The 21,323-nt window shown below is 53.6% G+C and carries 14 protein-coding genes; 7 read left to right on the top strand and 7 right to left on the bottom strand.

The window, feature by feature from the left end; all coding sequences use genetic code 11:
• Positions 1 to 1,976: 1,976 nt before the first annotated feature.
• From A6X21_RS06245 to A6X21_RS06230, 3 genes are all read right to left on the bottom strand, one after another.
• Complete coding sequence (locus A6X21_RS06245) at positions 1,977 to 2,960, bottom strand: imm11 family protein (RefSeq protein WP_068846759.1); 984 nt, start codon at positions 2,958 to 2,960, stop codon at positions 1,977 to 1,979.
• 388 nt (positions 2,961 to 3,348) lie between these two features.
• Positions 3,349 to 4,437, bottom strand: coding sequence for a TolB family protein (locus tag A6X21_RS06235; protein ID WP_068846757.1), 1,089 nt, complete (start codon positions 4,435 to 4,437; stop codon positions 3,349 to 3,351).
• A 414-nt stretch (positions 4,438 to 4,851) separates the two neighbouring features.
• Entirely contained in the window at positions 4,852 to 7,755 is a 2,904-nt protein-coding gene (locus A6X21_RS06230) for an MMPL family transporter (protein WP_068846756.1), read from the bottom strand.
• Positions 7,756 to 8,211: 456 nt separating this feature from the next.
• Here A6X21_RS06230 and A6X21_RS06225 point away from each other — a divergent pair, with 456 nt between their 5' ends.
• The 4 genes from A6X21_RS06225 (at position 8,212) to trmB (ending at position 11,811) form a co-directional block, all read left to right on the top strand.
• The gene (locus A6X21_RS06225) at positions 8,212 to 9,282 is read left to right on the top strand and encodes a DUF6528 family protein (RefSeq protein WP_068846755.1); all 1,071 of its coding nucleotides are present in this window, start codon (positions 8,212 to 8,214) and stop codon (positions 9,280 to 9,282) included.
• Between the two features lie 105 nt (positions 9,283 to 9,387).
• The gene (locus A6X21_RS06220) at positions 9,388 to 10,320 is read left to right on the top strand and encodes a hypothetical protein (RefSeq protein WP_068846754.1); all 933 of its coding nucleotides are present in this window, start codon (positions 9,388 to 9,390) and stop codon (positions 10,318 to 10,320) included.
• Positions 10,321 to 10,411: 91 nt separating this feature from the next.
• Positions 10,412 to 10,939, top strand: a complete 528-nt coding sequence (locus A6X21_RS06215) for a 3-hydroxyacyl-ACP dehydratase FabZ family protein (protein ID WP_068846753.1) — start codon at positions 10,412 to 10,414, stop codon at positions 10,937 to 10,939.
• A gap of 200 nt (positions 10,940 to 11,139) precedes the next feature.
• Entirely contained in the window at positions 11,140 to 11,811 is a 672-nt protein-coding gene (trmB, locus tag A6X21_RS06210) for a tRNA (guanine(46)-N(7))-methyltransferase TrmB (protein WP_068846752.1), read from the top strand.
• A 38-nt stretch (positions 11,812 to 11,849) separates the two neighbouring features.
• Here trmB and A6X21_RS06205 read toward each other — a convergent pair whose 3' ends face one another.
• Complete coding sequence (locus A6X21_RS06205) at positions 11,850 to 13,130, bottom strand: hypothetical protein (RefSeq protein ID WP_068846751.1); 1,281 nt, start codon at positions 13,128 to 13,130, stop codon at positions 11,850 to 11,852.
• A gap of 350 nt (positions 13,131 to 13,480) precedes the next feature.
• Positions 13,481 to 14,149: a Uma2 family endonuclease gene (locus tag A6X21_RS06200; protein WP_068846750.1), complete on the bottom strand. Its 669-nt coding sequence runs from the start codon at positions 14,147 to 14,149 to the stop codon at positions 13,481 to 13,483.
• Positions 14,150 to 14,422: 273 nt separating this feature from the next.
• Here A6X21_RS06200 and rfbD point away from each other — a divergent pair, with 273 nt between their 5' ends.
• Positions 14,423 to 15,331 (top strand): dTDP-4-dehydrorhamnose reductase, encoded by a 909-nt coding sequence (gene rfbD, locus A6X21_RS06195; RefSeq protein WP_068846749.1) that lies wholly within the window; start codon positions 14,423 to 14,425, stop codon positions 15,329 to 15,331.
• Between the two features lie 59 nt (positions 15,332 to 15,390).
• Here the strand turns inward: rfbD and A6X21_RS06190 are convergent, their stop codons facing one another.
• Positions 15,391 to 16,299 carry an RAD55 family ATPase gene (locus tag A6X21_RS06190; protein ID WP_068846748.1) on the bottom strand — a complete coding sequence of 303 codons (909 nt, stop codon included), beginning with the start codon at positions 16,297 to 16,299 and terminating at the stop codon, positions 15,391 to 15,393.
• 127 nt (positions 16,300 to 16,426) lie between these two features.
• On the bottom strand, positions 16,427 to 18,562 hold the full coding sequence (locus A6X21_RS06185; protein ID WP_131818212.1) for an ATP-binding cassette domain-containing protein: 2,136 nt from the start codon (positions 18,560 to 18,562) through the stop codon (positions 16,427 to 16,429).
• Positions 18,563 to 19,695: 1,133 nt separating this feature from the next.
• Here A6X21_RS06185 and A6X21_RS06180 point away from each other — a divergent pair.
• Positions 19,696 to 20,328: a type IV pilus modification PilV family protein gene (locus A6X21_RS06180; RefSeq protein WP_131818211.1), complete on the top strand. Its 633-nt coding sequence runs from the start codon at positions 19,696 to 19,698 to the stop codon at positions 20,326 to 20,328.
• Positions 20,309 to 21,319, top strand: coding sequence for a PulJ/GspJ family protein (locus tag A6X21_RS06175; RefSeq protein WP_068846745.1), 1,011 nt, complete (start codon positions 20,309 to 20,311; stop codon positions 21,317 to 21,319). The genes A6X21_RS06180 and A6X21_RS06175 overlap by 20 nt, the downstream gene beginning before the upstream one ends.
• Positions 21,320 to 21,323 lie beyond the last annotated feature (4 nt).

The raw sequence follows: 21,323 nt of genomic DNA, 5'->3' as shown, positions 1-21,323 counted from the left end.
CCGGTCATCCAGAGTGTTGAAACGAACTCCGCCTGCATCGGGAGGCGTTGCTGAGCCAAAGACTCGACTTATGATCGAGCCGGGCCGAGACTGACCCGTGGCCTGTGCAGTGCGGGCTACTGGTTTCCATGACTGGATTAGGGGTCCGGTTCGACGCCAACCGGTGGTACGAGGGTGCGTGGCACTTTCTCAACTGTTGTGAAGCAGCGGGCATTCCTGACGAGTCACTGTACCAATTGCTCCAGCAACATTTTCGGCCATTGATCCCCTAGAGAAATAGCGGAATTAGGCGATGCAACAGACGGCAAGTCCATATAGTATTTGATAAATTGCTAGTTCCAACACCTACCTGCCGCTGCGGAACGGGTTTGTTCGTCCACAAGGAAGTTCGCATGCATTCAGAAGATCGCCATTGGCGAGTGAAATGGTGTGATATCTTTCGCGACGGAGGATCATATGGAGCCGTACTCGAAATGGGGGGGGGGGGCAATTTTTCTCGCTCTTCTTGGATGTTGCGCCTTGGGATCATCCATCGGAAAAGAATGGATACTTAAATCTCTGGGTCTCCGAGGGTGAATTGCCGGGTGCTCATGGTGACTCCTTCATATCCGGCTCTGCCGAAGAGAGACTTTGGTGTGAAATACTGACACGGGCCAAAACCGACGGTTGCGATGAAACGACACTCGATAGACTTCCAGAATTCATACGCGAACTCCAGAACAGACTTCGCTAAATGGCATTTTCAGCGACTGACTTGCTTTAGCATCTCAAATCAAAGAGGTCAGGATTGATCATTTTGTGCTGTGAGAATTAGCCTGCGGCGAGGCCAAGGGCATTGCGAGCCGATGGCGTGGGAGGGTTGTCTCCTGCACTCAATTGTAACGCAGCCGGGTTTCGCAGGGTGTTTCTTGTGACGGTCGTCACCCAGACGTTCAAAGCCACGTCTGGGCCACCCGGCGGACCTGACGGACCGCATCCGGTGATCTCAAATTTTCCGGCGATGGAGGGGGATCAATGGTAAGCCGTGAGCAGGCGATCGAGGCCGCATGGCAGTTATTCATCACCGTAGCGCCAGTGTCCGAGGTTCGGGAAGTCGAGGCCCGGCTTATCGATGGGACATGGGCCGTTGTGTTCTTCAAGCACATACATTCCGATTTTGTCGAGTCGCCGGGAGTATGGATAGTCGAAGTACTTGCGTCTGGACAGCCCCAATGGTTCGAGGTGATGTAGTTCGCGTTGGTGGAATGTGCAAAGCCTTAACACACGCTGCTTGGCTACCGATACGCGGGGAATAAACTGTGGATATGAGTATAGACGATAGTGAAATGAATGCGAAATACGATTGTATTCGTGAGGTATTGCAGTCAGGCTGTTCGGAGGGCGATTTCCGCTTTTTGCAATGTCCCCAATGTGGTGGCAAATTGAAGCTGCGTGCGAATTACGATGGAAAGCGATTTTTTGTACGGTGTACCGACGACACTACACATCTCGCGATGCATGGCGCGAATGAGGCACCACCGCTATGGTTTCGACAAGAACCACGCGTTGGATGGTATGAATAGGTCGATGGAGTCGTTGAAGTCTCTTAGGTTGTCCCCGGTTGAAATCGCGATTTCTAAGGGGGTGGTGAAATTAGAGGATGCCTCTGGCCCTGTCGACTCTCGAAACGAGCGTCACAGGAAATACCCGACGACACAGAAGGCAGGTCCTATGAAAACGAAACCTCTTCGGCTGCATTCTCACAGCTAGTCCGCAGACGGTCAACCTGTGCCACCTTGCGGCATTTATGACTTTGCGTTTTGGGAATTAGCCTGTGTCGATACCAAGGGAATTGAGAGCAGAAGGAGAGGGAGGGTTGTCTCATGCACTCCATTGTCACGCAGTTGGTTTCGCAGGGTGTTGCTTGTGACGGTCGTCACCCAGACGTTCAAAGCCACGTCTGGGCCACTCTGCCTGCAAGTTGTAAAAAAAAGCGGTTATTGTACGATAACATACGATTCTTCTGCCATCTTATCGTAGATTGTTCCATATCGTTTAAATACTGTTATCTTTTCTGGCCAGTTAAGTTGCCTGATAGGTTCTAGAAGTGTTGCAAATAGCACATCGGCATCGGGGCAGCTGAAAAACATTCGGAATTCCTCCGGAAGAGATTCGCTCCCTTCATAGCAGCCTACATATTTGTCAGAAATCTTTTTTACTCTGAGTGTAACGTCCATACTGTCTTCAAATGCTCGTAATTGTTCCGAATGGATCGTTCTGAGAGGCAGATTTAAGACCACAATCACTGGGTTGTTCTTCAATTCTTTCAGATGATTTCTGTTGCCTTTGCGATTCAATCTCCAGTTTACACCCTTCGGAAGAGGCCAAACCTGAGTGAGGTCAAACCCATTCAATCCGGTCAGGGCGATTCTTTCGGCGAAAATATTCGTGACAAACACACTTGATGGAAGTTCGCGGATCCGAAAGATTGCATGTTCCACAAGTTTGTTCTTGTCAAATGCAAAAAAGTCAATCGAAACTGCCGTTGTGGGAGGAGAACAGAAGAACGTACAATCAGACAACCCTCGATCTAGTGCATCAGAAACTCTAAGTATATTATATAAATAAAACGTCGTGCTTGTCTTTGTAACCAATGGAAGTAACTCACCATTTGGCTCCAATAAGTCTGACAACGCGTCAACGGCACGTTGGCTAAATGCTGGGAGCGTCATGTCGACACACGGGTAGTCATTAAAATCAGTAACTCTTCCTTCAGCCACGACAGGCTTCCATAAATGCGATAGTTGTGGCTGTTTCCAGTCAAGATGTGACTCTGCGTCGGCGAAACCAGGAGTGAGGTCATCGTCGAGGCAATCTCGGCCGAGCAATGAAGGCTGGGAACTTAATACAAAGCCTTCAAAGCGAGGATCATCAGTAATCTTATTCATTTCATAGACAGAGTTTACCGTCGCTTTGATCATTGAGGCTGTCCTGATCCAATTTTCTTTCACATGACTTCTAGTGCCAGCACACGGTCTTTTTTGATAGTTCAAATTGTTCCGGGGAGGATTAGCCGCAGGAGTTCTGTGGTCGTGTCGCCAAACTCTGCATGTCCTGCTGGAATTCGCAAGCAAATCGAGCGGCATCTCTCATGGAAACGATACCCTCTCTTCCTCCGGCACACTGATAGCCCACAGACGTACAACCAGTAATATCCTGCATGTGTTCGATGTTGGAAGCATACACCAAAGCAGTGCGGTAGAGCAGGATCGTGTCAGGGAGTGTTTTGCTGCCCAGTGACAGGAGCACTGCTGGTAAGCCAGCAGTGGCAGGCTGGAGGGGGCTTGAGAATTCGAACGCAACGGCGAGCTAGCGTGGCTGGTCGTCGAGTTTCATGAGAAAGATCCCAAAACCGACGCCGCTTTCCTGACCGGATTTTCCATTCTGAAAGAGAAGAAACCGACCGTCGTCACTGACCACTCCCTCGGCTCCTTTCCAGCCTTTGAAGTCGGTGAAGTGCGTGAGACGTTGTCTTGTTCCTGAGCCGTCGAGTGCCAGCTTGTACAAGTCGACCAGTGGCCAGCGAACATTCAAAAACTCGCTGCTTTCGACCAGTGTCCAGCGTCCATCGGGAAAGACGCCTTCGCATTCTTCATAACGGTCGGCTGTCTGGGAAAGATTCGTCAGCTTGCCCGAATTCAAATCCAGGAGATAGGTCTCGGTGTTGGTTGTGTTCTGAATTTCATAAGCCGTCACTGTGAGCAGGTTTTCATTTCCGGGTACGAAGTTCTGCGTTTCGATCCATTGCCGGGGGCGTTCACCTTCAGGAAAGTCTTGTGTTTTCAGAACGAGCTGGCGGTTCTTTAATACCGGCTTCATCAACTCAGGCGAAGCACCTTCCATGACAATTTCGCCCGTGGAGATGTGATCCTGATGCCCGTGAGTCCAGGCGATTTTCATGGACTTTCGTGAGACAGCCGGCCCTTCGTTACATTGAATCCCCAAGGCGACGGGTGGCTTGGTGAAGCTCTTATCGAGCACCAGAAGTTCGCTCGCATCGCGGGCCTGCTGCCGGGCCTTGGGGTCGGTTCGATCAAAGGTCGTTTGCGGGCCAGAAAGCAAGAGATCGCCATTCGCGAGATAGTGTGCACGAACAAACCCGTGATGTTTGAAGTGATCTGTGCAGGGGAGAATACGGCCGGTTTTGAGATCGTACTCGTAGACATCTCCGTAGGCGCGGTTCAGAAAAACAAACCGCTCCCCGTCATGCCGCCAGTCGGCTCGTTCGCCAAACCAGGTCAACCGCTGAATGTTCGGAGGGAGATGATCAGCCGGATCGGGTAACTCCCCGGCTTGACTGAGAGTTTTCATCCCGAGCATTGCCAATAGTATGAGGGCCGTGACCCCGGAAAAACTGTCCAGCCGAGAGGAGAAGAGCTTTCGATGTGGTCTGTTCATGAGTCGAGCCTTCACCGTGTGATAGGGCATGCGTATCGAGGAATCTGCACAGCAGGAGTTCGGTCAACGAGCGAGAATGTGATCATCTCTCCACGGAAACCGCTTCCTATCGAAGATCTCCGATCGGATGGAAAGGTGACAATCAATTTTTCGCTTGGAGCAGATTTTTGATCACGGAGCAAGCCCCCGATTTTGAGGGATGGCGCATGCTTGGGATTCGATGTGCGACGTGATACGGTTCGCGGGAAACAACGGGGCGTGGTCGGTCATGAAGATATGCTTGCCCGGAGCTGCAATCATGGCACACGGCAGAGGTTGAGCATCTTTGCAAAGCCCCAACTCGTGCCTAAGTACGCTGGGGGCTCGAAGACTCAACCCCAACCACCCGCCGCTCCTCGGTAAGGGGTGGCATCGTTATCGGGAATCCGAGGGTGTGATCACGGGTGCCAGGCGCATGGTGGTGGCGGCTACTGGCAGGGTGTCTGGCTCGATGGCTTCGAGAATCTCCTGTGTTTCTGCTGACGCGACTGGCTCCAGAATTCGCCCGATGGGTGACAGCATCAACAATGGCAACAGAATCAGGTCGCCAATCATGGCGACGGCAACCAGGGCGGCCATCAACCAGCCAAACCGGCTGATCAGCAGGAGTTCCGAGGGCATGAGTACGAGCAGGCCGAGACTCACTGCGACGCTGGTTTGCCAGATGGCGGGGCCGCAATGTTCGAGAGCTCGAATGGCAGCTTCTTTGCGGGTTTGGCCGGCCAGCATCTGCTTCTGGAACCAGGCGATGTAATGGAGTGTGCCATCGACGGCGATTCCCAGCGCGACTGAGGCGGTGATCATGGAGCCGATATCCACCCGCTGGCCAAACCAGGCCATCAGTCCGAAGACGACCAAAATGGGCAGGACATTGGGGATCATTGAAACGAGGCCGGCCATGAAGTTTTTGAGGAGTACCACCATCACTGCCAGAATCAGCACAAAAGCGAGTCCGAAACTGGTAATAAGGCTTTCCAGCACAGCCTGCTGAGTTCTTAAAAACAGCGGAGCCGTGCCTGTGACGACATGCATGGCACCGGGGTGCAGCTTCAGGATTTCCTGAGTGGTGCCATTGAGAGAGTCGACGACCTGCACATAGTCGATGGGTGAAAGAATCGAGACCTGGGCTGTGATGCGCCACAACTCGTCGCCAGGGCGATTGAGTTTGTAATCTCCGGGGGTGAAGAGATCCTGACCTGATTCGGCCATCGTATAGAACGATGCTGAACCGGGAATTTCACCATCTCGAATCTTCTGCTCGATCGTGTTCGCCCGTTTGTTGTAGCGGGCATTCGCGAGGACGGAAGCATTTGCTTCGGGCTTCTCACTCACGGGCAGAAAGTCGGCCAGCCCCACGGCTCCGCTGATCTCGGGGTGCCGCTTGATGTGGGCTTCAACTTCTCGAACGGCTTCCATACGTTCCAGAAAGTTGGTCTGCTGCTGGGCGACATCGTCGAAGCGAACAATGACCTCGACCGGTGTGATCCCCGCGAGATGATTTTCAATCGCTCGATAATCCTGCACAACACGCGATGACTCAGGGAAGTAACGGATGACCTTGGTTTCCGTCCGGAAGAAGACGAGGCCGTAACTTGCCACGAGACTGAGCGACAGACAGGCAGCCAACTGAAGGTTGGTGCCTGAGGCGAGCTTGTTACCCAGCCAGCGCCAGGCATTGGAGTTTGTCTCGGCTGTAGGAGCCACTTTATCGGGCCAGAGCTGTAAGAGCGAAGGGACGCCGTACACAATCATGCCCAGTGAAACGACCATGCCGACTGCGGAATAGATGCCAAAATCCCGCACGGGAGAGAGTGGACTGGTCACGAGGGATAACAGGCCAATGGCGGTTGTAAGAGCTGCCAGAAAGCAGGGCATGGCAGCATGTCGAAAGGCTTCGGAAAGTGCGAGCGAAGGATTGGTTTCTGCACATTTGTTGTAGTAATTGACAATATGGATCGCACCGGAGAGTGTCAGCACCATCAGCAGAGATGGCATGACCACCAGCACCATGTTCATGCTGCCACCCGTCACAGGAACAATGGCGGCAGTGAGAAAAGGGACGTACATGGCTGCAAACAGCACAATCATCGTCTGACTGACGCGCTTGAGCATGACAAACGCGAGGGCTGTTCCTACCAGAGCCGAAAACAGCAGTACTGATTTTCGATGCGGGAATCGCCAGGGCTGCGATTCATCCCAGGCAGCGCGGGAGACAGCTCCATTGAGTTCTGTCCCCACGACAGCCGAGCCGCCGATATGCATTTCATCTTCGCGAATACCTGAAGAAAGGACCGCTTGCCGAATGGCAGCAAGTGTCCCCTTACGATCGGCTGTCCCTGCTTCGGAAAGACTCACCGCCAGAGCGACGGGAGAACCTGGAATAAAGAACGCCTGCTCGACGAGGGGGTGAACCACTTCGTTGGGTCGCGTGGGCTTACTCTGGAGGCTGGTCAGCCACTCGGCAATCTCGATGGTTTGGGGGTGGCCGAGTCGCAGGCCATTCCACGAGATTTGTAAATCGTGGGTGTGAGAAGCCTCTTCAAGCAGTTCACCCTGTGGCGAAAGAATCGTGGGTGTTGTCGCTGGTTCGGTTCCGTCGGCATCGACGGCTGTTGCCAGGACGTTGGCCGATTCCTGATCGACACCTTCGGCCTTGGCCATGGTTACTTGTGAAGGTGCGGAGGCTTCGACGGAAACAGAAGCCAGAGTCGCTGCGGAAACCGCATCCGACATCGCAGGCTGGATGGTCACATCAATGTGAAATTTTTCGCGAATCGCTTCGGCAAGCTGACGTTCTGTCGTCCGCAAGCGATTGCGGCCTTCGGGTGTTAACCGCAGCTTGAGTGGCCCGGCACCAATGATCGTGCCTTCGAGCCTGCGCACGGCTTCATGAAATTCGACACCGTTTTCAATCATCGATCGCAAGACAGTCGCCGGCTGAACAACCCGGGAGATGCAGCTCATGCCATCACGGCGAATGCCTTCGGCATCAGCCACCCCCTCGAGTTTTTGGGCGAGGCGTGCAATGCGAGGATCGCTGAGGGAACTGGAATCCCAGGTGATGAAGATGCGATCTTCGACCGGAAATCGTGAATGGGCCCACTTGAGGATCTTCAGTTGCGGGTCATCTGAAGGGAGCCAGTTTTCAACGTCATTCTGCAGGTTTGTCTGTTTGAGACCCCACAAGGCTGGTGGAATCAGAAACAGCATCAGCAGAAAAATGTAAACTCCGTATCCGTGGCCCCAAGGGTCGCGACGGTCGAAGAAATTACTGCTCATGCCCGAATTTCCTGTTGGTCAAATCCGTAAAGATCTTCCCATCACGAAGTGTTGATGTCTGGCGACGCGGCCGGTTGGATAAGTACTGTCTTAGCTTACTTAAACAACTAGAGGAAGACATGTTCGGCATTTCGACGTCTGTGAAACTGGCGTCGTTGTAACATGGGTAAAACAGACAGTCTGTGCGTGCAAGCGAATGCCAGCACCGCTGGCCCTTTGTAGACCTTCCCGTGGCGGAGCTTCTCACCTTCGCGGGGAATTCCAGTCCTTCCGCACGACTCTTTACGCTAAGATAGGAGACTGCGGGTGTTCTTGTGAAGTTAAATTCTTCATAAATTGGTTTCATTTCAGGACTTAAAACACAAATTGTCTGAGGCAGGACACGACGAGACGAGTCGTTCAAACGCCCTTTGGCTTTTGTCTGGCCCGGATGTTGTTGTGTCGGTAAGGATCATCATGAAAGCCGAGTTTCGATTCCAGGGGATGACCTGTTTATTGTTTGTAACGTGTTTTTTGGTATGTTTTTGTGGTTTTTTTGAAAGCCTGTCGGCCAATGATCAGCCCGCTGCGGAAAGTCCAATTCGGCAGATCTTCACAGCCGGTTTTGCAGAAATCGCTCTATTTGATCTGAACAAGGTTTCTGTCGATGAAGCTCAGTCGGCACTTCCTCCAGCACTCTGGAGTTGGAAAGCGATTGGTCGCGAGGAGTTGCCAGTTGTTCGGCAGAAGCAGTTTGGCACAACGGATGAAATCAAGCTGGTGGATGGCGGGAAACAGTTGCTGGTCACCTCGTCGGGTGGTGGCTGCGCCTTGATTCAAAGAGTGGCCACGCCCCAGGTTCCCACAGGGACGGTCCTGTGGTCAGCCACGGTCGCGAATGCCCATTCGATTGAACCTTTGCCAGGCAATCGACTCGTTGTGGCGGCCAGTACCGCCAAAGCGGGCAATAAACTGGTGGTCTTTGATCTGGCGAAAGGGGACGAGCCGCAAGCTGAGACCCCGCTGTACTCGGCTCATGGCGTTGTCTGGGATCATCAGCGGCAGAGGCTTTATGCGATCGGTTTTCGCGAATTGAATCGCTACGAGTTAACGACTGATGGCGATGGCAAACTGGCACTGCGTCTCGATGAAACCTATGCGCTTCCCGATGAAGGGGGACATGATCTGCAACCTGTGCCGGATTCGGAGGATCTGAGTATCACAACTCACGATCATGTCTATCTTTTCGACCGGAATACAAAGTCATTCCGCAAGCATCCTGTTCTGGGCGATTATCAGCATATGAAATGCGTCAGTTTTCGGCGGAATGGCCAGCAACTGGAAACTTTGTTTGTGCAGGCGAGTGAGGAGCATTGGTGGAGCAATTCGATGGGTCTGTTCACCCAGCCTGTCTCCATCACGATGACTGAGGCTGGTCAGGAATCGATACGTATCGATGGGCAACCTCCGGTGGGCATCACTCAGGTTCCATTGGGAAAGCTGGGGGTCTACAAGGTTCGCTGGCTTGAAACAGGCATTTCCCGGTAGATCACAACGCCTGCTGGCTCTGAGACATCGATTGATATCAGCTTTCATGTAACGCCTCCTTACGATCGTGCCAACAAACTCTTCATTCAGTTCTTGCGGTTGAATATGGCGAAATCGCTGCTTCAGTACATGCAGATGCTCGATGATCCGTCGCGACGGTGGCCTGCTCCTCCCAAAATCGAGGAGATCAAAGCCACGCCTTCGATCAAGCCTCTGGCGGGGCTGAAGCTCATTGCGTGGGATCCTTATGGGACGCTGATCCGGATTGCCGATGGTCAGTTGGAACCGATTGTGCCACAAATGCTCCGCATGGAGATCGCCCTCGATAAAACGCTTAAAGAGTTCAATATGTGGAACAGCATGACGCGCAAACCTGGCGCGCCATGGGAGTATCTGTGGCAGATCTATCAGAAGATTGTCGAAGATTCGAAGCTGCAGGCCAAAGTCAAAAAAGGGGAAACTCCGGACCCGAACATGGCCAGTTACTGGCGAAAAGTCCTCGGGAAGCTCGAACAGAAAAGTTACAGCTATGACGAATCGATTTATGGCGATCTGGATGAACTGAGTTTGAAAATCGCGTGGTTCTTTCAAGCGTCATTACAAGGCTGGGAAGTGTCGGAAGAGATCGCCCGGACCTTCGAACTGTCACCGATTTCTCAAACTCTGGCTGGCGATGGACAACCTTTTACTGTCGATCAACTGACTCTGGGCATGTTGAGGAAATCAGCATCCATTTCCACCCTCAGGGAAAACTGGGGACAGCTTTCCTGGCAGACAGGCATGCGGGCGGTGTCGCCGAGCTTCTGGGAGAAATTCGCGAAAAGCCTGCAATCCCATGGACTTGAGTCGGATCGTGTGGCGATTGTCAGCTCCCGCATGCCAGTTCTGGCGGCAGCGAAAACCTCGCATTTCAAGACAATTCTTTACGCTGTAGAAAAGTCAGGATTGATCGCTTCGAATGAAGATTTTCGAGATCCCGCGAAGAAACCTGACCGACTCTTGACGAATCCCCGTCAGATTCTGGACATTATGGCTTAGTTGATCGAGTAATTTCGTTATTCCAGATCTCTTCGCAAGAAAGGGAACTGGGTTAACTCTGGCAGATTTTCAACGGATAGTGAGTTTCGCGATGCCCGCACCATCCATCTACAGTATGGACCTGGTTGATTTCGACCGCCCCATTTTTACCCTCGAACAGATTCGGGAGATTAACCCCCAGCGGTTCGAAATGGAGCAGCTCACGTCCATTCTGTATGTCGATACTGAGGGGCACGGCATCATCGGCTACAAACAAGTGACCGATCAGGAGTTCTGGGTGCGTGGCCACATGCCTGGCTTCCCCCTGATGCCCGGGGTGATTCTCTGCGAATGTGCCGCTCAACTGGCTGGCTTCTACGCCCGAAAGTACCGTCTGCTGGATGGTGATTTCCTGGGTTTTGGCGGCATGAACGAAGTTCGTTTCCGCGCACCCGTGGTGCCGGGAGATCGCCTTTTGATTATGGCGAAGCTGACTCGACTGCGAACTGGCAAGCGGGCCGAATTCGATTTTCAGGGCTTTGTGGGCCAGAAGATGGTCTACAGTGGCCAGATGATTGGTGTTCCTATCGAGAAGGATCCGGCCAAAACCACCAGCGATGCCAGTGAATCGCTGGTCTGATGGATCCTGGATTGCCAGCGTTCACTGCGATTGAGTGCTTCCCTTCCCGGAGTGCCTGCCGCCCATGCTGATCCGGCGAATACCAGACAACGAAAGTGTTTGCATCCCTTCGAAGCATTGATCTCGGCAATACAGAGCCTTGTATTGTCGATTCTCAAGTTCTCTTTTCATTCCACACTTGTGGATAGTATGCTCACGTTATGAATGTTGACGATGTGATCTTTGATGGCCCGGTCGTCCCTGAACCTCGCCGTCGGCCGCCCGCCGAAGATTTAAGGCCCTGGTTTCAGACCGTGGAAGATGTTGGCCCGGCCATTGATCCGCAGACATTTTTCACCACGCCGGCCCCGCTGGAAGTCGATATTGGCTGTGGTCGCGGCATGTTCATGTTCAAAGCCTCAACCACCAGGCCCGACACAAACTTTCTCGGTCTCGAACTCGATTTCAAGGAAGCGCGGAGAGCTGCCAGACGCCTGGTCCGGCGTAAGCAACCTAATGCCCGCATTGTGGGGGGAGATGCTCGCGAAGTTCTGTCGAAAAAACTTCCCGAAGCTTCTGTCACCGCTGCACATGTCTACTTCCCCGATCCCTGGTGGAAGAAAAAGCATATGCGCAGGCGATTGTTCAACGATCAGTTTGTCGATCTTCTCGCCCGGATAGTCATGCCCGGGGGGCATGTCCACTCATGGACTGATGTGGAAGACTACTTTGTGGTCATCAAAGGGTTGATGGACAATCACCCGCTGTTTGTCTCGCTTCCGCCAGCACCTGAGAAAGCCGCGGAGCACGATGACGATTATCACACCAGCTTTGAACGCCGCAAAAGGCAGGATGGCTGGGTGATCCATCGGGGCCTGTGGCAACGTCGATAAGGCATCAGCCAGTGTGCCTCCACAGCGAACCAGTTCGCTTAGCGAGGGACATGGGGTTGAATGTTGACAGGGAGTGGTGGCCAAACGGCGACTTTGGGTTCACTCGCGGTCGGAGCGGTGGCTGGCACAATCGCGGGGAGCGGACGGGCACTTCCTGCCATCATCGGCAACACTCGAGGAAGTGGGGCAGGGGTTTCGCCCGCAGGTTGTTTGAATGCTGCTCCCGCATCCAGCCCCTGACTCACAGCGGAGTCTTTGAGTATCGGAAGTGCGGCTGGTATCTCGAGAGAGGGCAAGTGAGGCAATGGAGGCATGGCCGCTTCAGGTCCCTGATTCTGCATCACAGGCTGAGTCTGATCGACGGGCTGAATCTGTGCGACCGAATGTGCCTGCGGGATGTGTCTGGGCGCCTCGATCTCCTCAATCCACTCAATATCACCCAGTTGAATCGACAGCTCTGTTGACGCTGGCTCGGAATCCAAAGGCATCAGTGGGTTGGTTCGCAAAGCGGCTGGAAGTTCAACCTGGCCAGGGATCATTAAAGGTCCCTCATTCGTCAACTGTGCAGATTCGTACCGTTCTGAATCCACGCGCCCTTTTGTCAAAGCGACAGACTGCGAAGTTGTCAGAATTGTGCTCTCGGCCAGACCCAGATCTCCCTGGAAGTTTTCCAGTGCGTCCCCTGTCACTTGCTCAATCACTTCCTCGGTCGTGCGATCAGTCGTCTTCGCTACACGAGATTCCCCAGCGCTTGCCACCGTGGATGGGGGAGATGATCGATACGGAAGGAATCGATCCTTCCATGATCGTTTCTGTGTGGTCGAAGTTGGTTCAGGAATCGGTTTGGGTTTAGGCCATGTGGGTAACCAGTCTTTGGCCTGATCAAGGAGTTTCTTAGGTGCTGAAGGATCAGCTTCCGGATGCACTTTCGATTTGGCCCCAACTCCCGGCAATGGCGGTACATCATCCTTGACAGGGGAAAGAGGCGTGGGCGTGGTGGCAGGTTCTTCACGCAACATCTCAGGTGATGGTGGTGTGTGCCCACCTTGCCAGGGCGATGGAGATAAGTTCGCATCGGGAGGCAGTGGCTGCATGTTGACATCGGGCAAAGGCGATTGCCACGTGGGAGCCACGACACCATCACTGTTGCAGGAAGCCGATGTTCCAGCGGGCAAGGTGCTGTCGCAGGCCGGTGTGTTGCAAACTTTAGGCCCGACGGAAATCGAGCAGCAGCCTGTGGTTGCCAGCAAAGTTCCAGCGCAGAGAACTGACCAGTTCCGTGTTCGCCAGCCACCTGTACGCCAATTCCAGCTCAGCATTATGCTCACCTTCCATGAGACCCTTGGTCAGGGCGGAGCAGGGATCAACAATGCCGAGATCTTCAGGCCAACAGACGCCCTACCTGGCTCTCGCAGCATACGCCATCCGTGCTGTTCCAAGCCGCAAGGGGAAACTAGGGTTCAATAAAGACCCGGCTCACACCTGCGACTTCTTTAACTTCATCGATCGAATCAATTGCCAAAAAGCGGCAATTTTCACCGAGAAGGCAACAACACGACGAGGAGTCGTCCATCCTGCCTGATGTAGGTATAGGAACAGTCGTACCGGGCATACCCACTTGCTGAAGTTTACCGATCAGGTAAGACGTGCGTGCGAGGTGTCAGTCTCCTCAGCTCCCTGAGCTTCTCAGCCAGACGGGATCAGCAAAGAGATCCATCACCAGCAGATGCAGGTCTTCAAAGTAAGGGTAGCCATGCATCGTCTCGGTCTCTTTGATCATTTTCGGAGGCAGACCCTCCGAGAACTGATGCACATGCCGGGTGACGGGATCGATGACCCAGACGCCTTGAACTCCTTTTTGCAGATAGCCTTTCACCCGAGCCGACATCGAATCCCGGCGAAGTCTCGATGAGGCAATTTCCACAACCAGCACTGGAATCTCGGTGGTCATCAACTCATCCATCACAGCAAATCCTGTTGCCGGTGGATAAAAACTGATCGCAGGGATGCGGATCGTCAATCGCTCTTCTTCGAGCAGGAGTGGCAGTTCAAAACAGGGAATCGACTTGGCGTCACTTTTCAGAGAAGGGCCCAAAGCGGCTGTCAGGTTACGAATGATGTTGCCATGCATTTCGTCGGGAGGGTCCTGACGTAAGAACGTTCCTTCTTCCATCTCAATCCAGCGTTCACCATTTTCCAGAGCCGCCAGATATTCTTCGCGCGTTTGAACCGCACGTGGCGAGACAACCTGAGGGACTACGGGCCGAAAACCGTGGCCTGTTCCAAAACCTGTTGGCTTTTCTTGTGACGCGTCATCGGGGCGGTCATTCAGCGACATAGGCAACCTTGCTGACAGCTCATTAGGACAGACGGAACGACCTTGCCGGCGGAACCCATTGCCTGGAGTTTTTGCTCTGCAAAGGATTCACATTCTGGTGAAACGAACCACCTGATATTATCGCCATCAGGAGCGATTTGCTTCGCTGCCCATGATGATTTCCACCGCGTGATGAATTCTTGATGTGCCGGGCGAAGTCATGCCTTCCTCACGTAATCGATGGCTGTATCTCCCGAGAGAATTGTGGGATCTTTGTTGAAAGTTTTTGTACCCATGGTGGATTCTGTCGCGATTTTAGGTGGCCAGGGTCAACTGGCTTTCGAACTTCAGTGCCTCCTGGCACCCGACTCAGGCAGATCGCTTTCGATCCTGGGAAGAGAAGATCTCGATGTGACCAACGCTGCCCAGGTCGATGCGGTGCTCTCGGGGATTCATCCGCAGATTGTGATCAACTGTGCTGCTCAGACTCAGGTCGATGTGGCCGAATCGACGAGCGAAAATACGTTTGCCATCAACGCGACCGGTGCGGGTCATGTCGGCAGATGGTGCGCAGCGAATCGTGCCAGACTGGTCTATATCAGCACCGATCATGTGTTTGGCCAGAGCATCGATCGGGCTCATGCGAGGCCGTGGCGGGAAACGGATCAACCGCAGCCCGTTTCGGTTTACGCACGCAGCAAACTGGCTGGCGAACAGGCCACACTTGAAGCCTGCCCGCAGAGCATCGTGGTGCGGACCTGTGGCCTCTATGGAGAGCGACCAGCGAAAGGTAAAGGAAACTTCGTTCAGACGATGCTCAGGCTGGCTCAGCAAAGGCCTGTGCTTAAGGTGGTCGATGACCAGTGGTGTACGCCTTCATCGGCTCAAGACGTCGCGCAGGCCATCTGTTCTCTTCTGGACGATCCCGAACCTTTTGAACCGACCACCAGTCTCACGTCACGCATCTGGCATATCACGAATACCGGGAGTACGACATGGGCTCAACTGGCGCGTGAGATCTTTTCTCTTCAAGGCCTCACCACCGAAGTTACTCCGATCACCACAGCCGAATTCAATGCCCCGGCCCACCGGCCAGGTTACAGCGTGCTCGATACTTCTCGCTTCACTCAAAGGTACGGCGAATTGCCAGGCTGGAAAGAAGCACTGGCCACTTATCTGCAAAGGCTTCAGCGTTCGGAATAACCCATCATGGCGAAGTCACGGAACGACAAGGCATGTTTCAAGCATGATCACTGAGATCATCAACGGGAAGGATGCAGCTTCAGGCCTGACTCAGTAATCGTGTAGGGCACAATCGATTCTTCGCAAGGACTGCCGCGATGCTTGGCGACGTAGAGCGCTCGCGACATGCGGGTTCCTTCGTGGATTTTCCCCATGAGGATAATCGTGTTCGCGTTCGAGAGTTCATCACCAGTCGCAATGGGACGACGAATCAGATCTTCGAGCATCACTTCGTGCGAAGTTGCCAGCAGGAGACATGAGATCTGGCTGGTCTCGTAGGCATGCTGCATCACCAATGGTTCCAGCTCTCGATAGCGGATGCGGAACAGGTCGCGGGCCAGCCAGTCATGATCCTTGCGTAATATCTGATGATAGATGTAGGAAAACATCTCGAACTGCTGGGAATCTGCCGACCTGGCCGCTGGCTCGATACCGTCAATCACGCAGCGGCGGGTGCCACCCACAAAATTGCGATAGAAAAAGGCAATAGCCCGTTCCAGGCGATGGTTCCACTCGGCTTTCCAATCCTGCCATTCTTCCGCCGTGGTCGATTCACGAGTCACCCGGCGACCCGTCATCTCCAGCAGATTCAGATACTGAGCGCGATCTTCCAGGTGCTGAAAGACCCCGGCCCCATAGAGCAGGTTCTCACCCGCTTGATTGCCTTCAGCACTGTCTGTTGTTTTGAGTTGCCAGTCGCGCATGCGGGCTGCATAAGCGAGATGATTCTGGGAATCACCGCGCGTGGTGAGATCAGCAATACAGCCGGGTGCTCCTTCCTGATGAATTCCGGCATCGGCAAACTGAATTCCCAGTTGGGTTTTGCCAATCCCGGTCGCACCCAGAATGACTGTCAATGTTCCAGGAATCAGGCCACCACCCAGTAGCTGATCAAGTTCTGGAATCCCGGTTGAATGGCGCGCAGACATTTTGATCCTGAAGACTTATAGGTTCATCGCGACGAAATCGGCCTGTGGGAACTATGACAAATCCACTCGGTGCGCACCATGGGCGAAGATGTTTCAGTACCCTGGTTCATCTGGCTTTCGGGCTCACTTATCGGCCGGAGTCACTCAGATGACGGAATTCGTGGAACCGCAGGTACTCCCAATGACGGTAAATCGGCGATTCTTTGACAAGCACGCTATGCGGGCCCTGCGCAGCAACGCGGCCTTGCCCCAGCACGATGATCTCATCGACTCGCTTCAGTGTGGCCAGCCGCTGTGGCAGAAAGATCACAGTTCGACCGGAGGTGATCCGGTCGTAAGTGTCATCAAGCAAGGCTTTCGTATCGTCATCGAGAGCCGCCTCAGGTTCTTCGATAATCAACAATGCCGGGCGTCGAACCAGTGCTCTCGCCAGAGCCAGTTGAAAGATCTGGCCTTCACTAAGTTGATGATCGCGCGGATCAAGCACTGTTTCGTACCCGTTCATCAATCCGACGATGAACTGATGAGCGTGAGCTTCTTTGGCGGCATCTGTGCATTGCTGGAGTGTGAATTCTCCACCGGCAGCAATGTTATCGAGGATCGTGCCCGGAAAGACCGCCGCGTTCGAAGTCACAAAGATGATTTCTGAACGCAAAGATTCCAATGTCGCCCAGGCGACATCTTCACCATCAATCAGCACTCGCCCCGATTTCAATTCAATAAATCGAGGAATGGCCATGGCCACAGCCCGGGCATCCAGCTCGTTAATTCCCACCAGCGCATACTTGTGATTGGCATCGATAATCAGATCGAGCTTATCGAGAAGTTCCTGATCGGAATTCGGAGCTTTATAGGTCGCCTGATCGATCTGCAGACGCTTGCTCAGTGGATTCAGGAACCTGGCACCCACAGCCTGACTGACCTGAGGAATCTGATCCAGGTACTGAAAGATATGTGTCGAGATCTCTGCGGCCTGTCGACGAATCCCCGGGACACGGGCCAGCTCTCGCGCGGCATACATGAGTGCCGCTGCTGCCGAGAGGAAGACCAGCACATCTGCGAGGGAGAGTAATGGCGAATCGATGGCCAGTTGTACCAGCGTAATGAAGAGCAGGAAGACCATGACTGCGACAACCGCCATGTAGACGAAAATCCTCAGCCACAGTGCGTCATCCTGAGCACGGGCCTTCAGTTTCATATTCTGAGTGTATCGATCCAGGTGGTTGAGAAACGCTTCCTGCTCAGTCTGTTCCAGCCCATAATTGCGAATGAGCTGCGAACGATTGAGACCATCGGCCATCACCTGCAGCTCATGATTGCCACGATCCGCCGCCAGTCGCCTTGCGGCTTGGGCACGAGCATTTCCCTGTGAAAGCAGATACCAGCACAATGCTAAAGGTGGTAACCATTCAATCGTCAAGAGGGGGTTGATCAGCAACAGTGCGGCCAGCATGACCACGATCTCAACCGGCAGTCGCAAGGTTCGATCGATGTACTCGAACAGCAGATTCTGCAGGCTTTCAATTTCCTGGACAAAAATCCGACGAGCCCTTTGTGTCGTGTGGCCTTCGATATCTTCCACTCCCAATCGCAGGTTGGCGCGATAGATATTCCTCCGCATCTGGGCACTCATTTCGAGGGCGGCTTTGCGGGCACTGAGTTTCACTTGTCCGATACAACCCATCCGCAGCAGAGTCAGGACAGCACCACTGAGTAACAATGTCACCAGTGCCGGGACTGTCGATTGAAGGGTCATGATCGACTGGTAGCACCAGGCCAGAGCCGGGCCATACCAGTAGTTTCGACGGTTCCAGACGGTGGGCAAAATCCCGGTGTCATCGCGAATAATCGGAATCAGTGGTGGAGGAGAGGCTGAGGGATTGAGCGTCATGTCGAAAGGGGGCAGCTCTGAGATCGCTTTGAATTCTGGGGGAATCAGCCGCTCACCAGCCAGCTTTTCCAGTTGCTTGGCAGCCGGGCCATCGAGTTCCAGAAAGAGTTTGCCGTGATGAATGCACAAACCCAGGATTAAACCCGCCACAGCCACCAGCAGGAGCGTGAGTACAGCCGATGCGAGCGACCAGAATAAACCGGATCGAGCCGCACCTCGAAACAGATCTCGGTTCGCAAAAGCACGTTCAAATGGCCCGGGGGCAGCATTACTCAAAATACGTCTCTTGTCTTGAGAGAGTTCATCCAGATCGGCCAGTCGATCGACTCGATAATTCATTACAGCACGCAGGTCAGGGCGTCGCCAGACCACACTCGCAAAATCACTCGCCTGTTGATTCTATCCACGCGGTGCAATCCCATCGAACAGTACAACTGAACCCCTTAACGCAGATATTCCCTCTGGCATAACTCGGCAGGCTTAACACCGTTTCCTGAACAGCCTCAAGTGTTCGCTGAACGAACAACAACACATCGAACTCGCGCCATGTGTTTTTTATCTGGCACTCGATCTCCAGGTTGGAGTTGGCTGTTGTCATCCGACCCAGTGATACGTCTCGCAGAAAACTACAGTGCGTTGTTGGTTAAGAAGACATGCTTGCTTCGAGACGCTGTCTATTTCACACACAACCCTGCATTCATTTTGATCTGAAGTGTGGCTGGAGACTGCGTGGTTAAAAACGGGGTGGCTGGGGTCAAACGTCCTCGTTTGCCCCCAGGTCGTGCCATGAAAGGATGTCGCAGAAGAATTTGTACTGGCAGACCTTGAAACGTGAGGTGGATGAAGACATCCGATCTCTGCCACAAAAACATGAAGTGGAAAAAGCCTAAAGACCACGCCCTTTCGCAGAGCCTTCAGGGTCGTGCCACCCAAGAATGTGCCAGCCAAGACGAAGTCAAGTGTGGTGGCAGGGCATGCGCATGGCGCGGCTTCTTGTCATCGTACAAAGTACGACGACCCGACCACGAGATGGTCGGGCCACCCGACGGTGGACTCAAAGACCAGGTGGTGTGTAATGGACACCTCAGTACCGCAAGCATGGCACACAGTTGCAAGCATGTTGCACAGAGAATTTTTGTTTCATGCAAAGCTGTTGCGTCATCTGATCAACCATGTCACGGCTTCCAGAAAACTCAAGGCGTCGGGATGTCGCAACTTCTGGATTCCTGAGTCGATTTGCAAATTTTTTTGACACACGCCAACCATGTCCTATGTTTCCAACATGCAAACAACGCCACAGCAATGAGCGAGCTGACGAGACGATAACCAACTACGAAAGAACGCGGCAAGGAGGAGCTAGGAGCTTCGAGGGGACCTTGCCGCGTTCTCCGTTTTCATGATGTCCAGGCGACATTTCTGACGACCTGCCATCAAACTGCAGATCCATCATTTTCACACAGTGGCTAACCATGGATTCAGCCAAACCCCCATCACTCGAGTGTCAGATGACCCCGCGAAACGGCTTCTCTCTGATCGAAGCCCTCGTTTCTGTCACTGTCACGACGATGGCTTGTGCAGCCCTTGTGCAGGTGGTGTACGGGCTGGGGCAAGCCTCTTCCAGTGCCATCTCGACCACTGTCGCGCGAGGCATCTGTCAACAACTGATGGATGAAATCTCGTTAGTGAGGTTCCCACTTCTGGCCGACTCCCGGCCCACAATTCGAACCATGGGAACAGTGCCCAGTCGTCAGGAATTCAACGATCTTGACGACTATGCCGGTTATATTCAGTCTCCGCCGGCAGATCGACAAGGACGGCTCCTGGGTCATCTGGCACTGAATCCATCGGCAACATTCATCGATAACGGCACATCACCGCCAGATCTTCCAGCGATGAACCGTTTTGTACAGGAAGTCGTGGTTGAGCGGATCCAGCAAGGGACAGGTTCGACCTGGTCAGTGGCGACCAGCGAGACAGGCTTCCGCCGGGTGACAGTTCGTGTGCGAGAACTGACGGCACCACTCGCCATCTCAGAAACTGGCTCGATGCAAAGCGGGCCTTTGCCACCAAGTTTAGCGAACGCCCCGATCATAACTCAAAGTGTGAGGATCATGGCTTATGTTCCTCCCGCCCCCTGATCTCAATGCACTGGAAACTTGTTGCAGGCTTCCGGGAACCCGTTTGTTCTCGACGATTCGAGCCCGTCGTCCGGGAGGATTTACGCTTCCCGAACTGCTGGTTTCGATGATGATTTTTTCACTGCTCAGCGCTGTAATTGGATCACTTTCGCTGGCAGTGCATACGGCCTGGACGTTCAGCGAATCGATGGAAAGGGCACGACATGAATCCGATGCCTTCCATCAGCGTTTGAACTGGATGATTCGGCAAGCTGCCACCTATCGCGATACATCAGGCGTCAGGCAACCTGGAATATTTGTCATCGAGCAATGGAGTTCCGCAGGACTATCTGCAAACTCTTCAGGCGATCTGCTGGTCCTGTGGAGTGGTGGTTCGAATGGCAATCTGGCGGGGGGCGACTTTCCCAATCGAACACCACTGTTGAGTGAACTGGTGGTCTACACCTGGGATGCCGCTCCCGTTCCAGTCCTCGAATCCCAGTCGGAAAGCTCTCCCTTACAAACCACTGCCCGCCGGTTGGTGGAAGTTACGTTCCCTGAGGATTCTCAGACAGTGTCATTTGATGCTGCCAACTTCGCAGCCACAATTCGTGAAGCTGTCCTTTCACCTTCTGCGCGAAGGCTGCCAATCATCACTCGGCTGGCCATCACTCCATTAGAGTTGACTGGCAATCCGAGTGCGCCTGCATTACGCGGAGCGATCCGCTTTCAACTTCGGCAATCTCCCTCGCCTGATGAGTTGGCATCGGCGGTTCGAGGGAGCCAGGCCTGGAAAGAACTTCCCTGGTATGGAGGGTTCTGTTCGAACTCAGCGGGTCAACGCGTCAGCCACATCTCGTGGCAGATCGCGATTGATCCGCAAGCCTCTTCCGCAGTTTCGCTGGCAAATGGAGGCACGAACAGTGCCTCGTCTGGACTGTTGTCGGGAAGTCAGGGAGTGAATTTGTTTGTGGGTTCTGCTCTCAAAAGTTGGCTTCATGAAGGGGGTTAACCCG

Source organism: Planctopirus hydrillae (genome assembly GCF_001707835.1).
GTDB classification, from domain to species: Bacteria; Planctomycetota; Planctomycetia; order Planctomycetales; family Planctomycetaceae; genus Planctopirus; species Planctopirus hydrillae.
The sequence above is the reverse complement of the archived record's forward strand: the minus strand, read 5'-3'. Positions and strand labels throughout refer to the sequence as shown.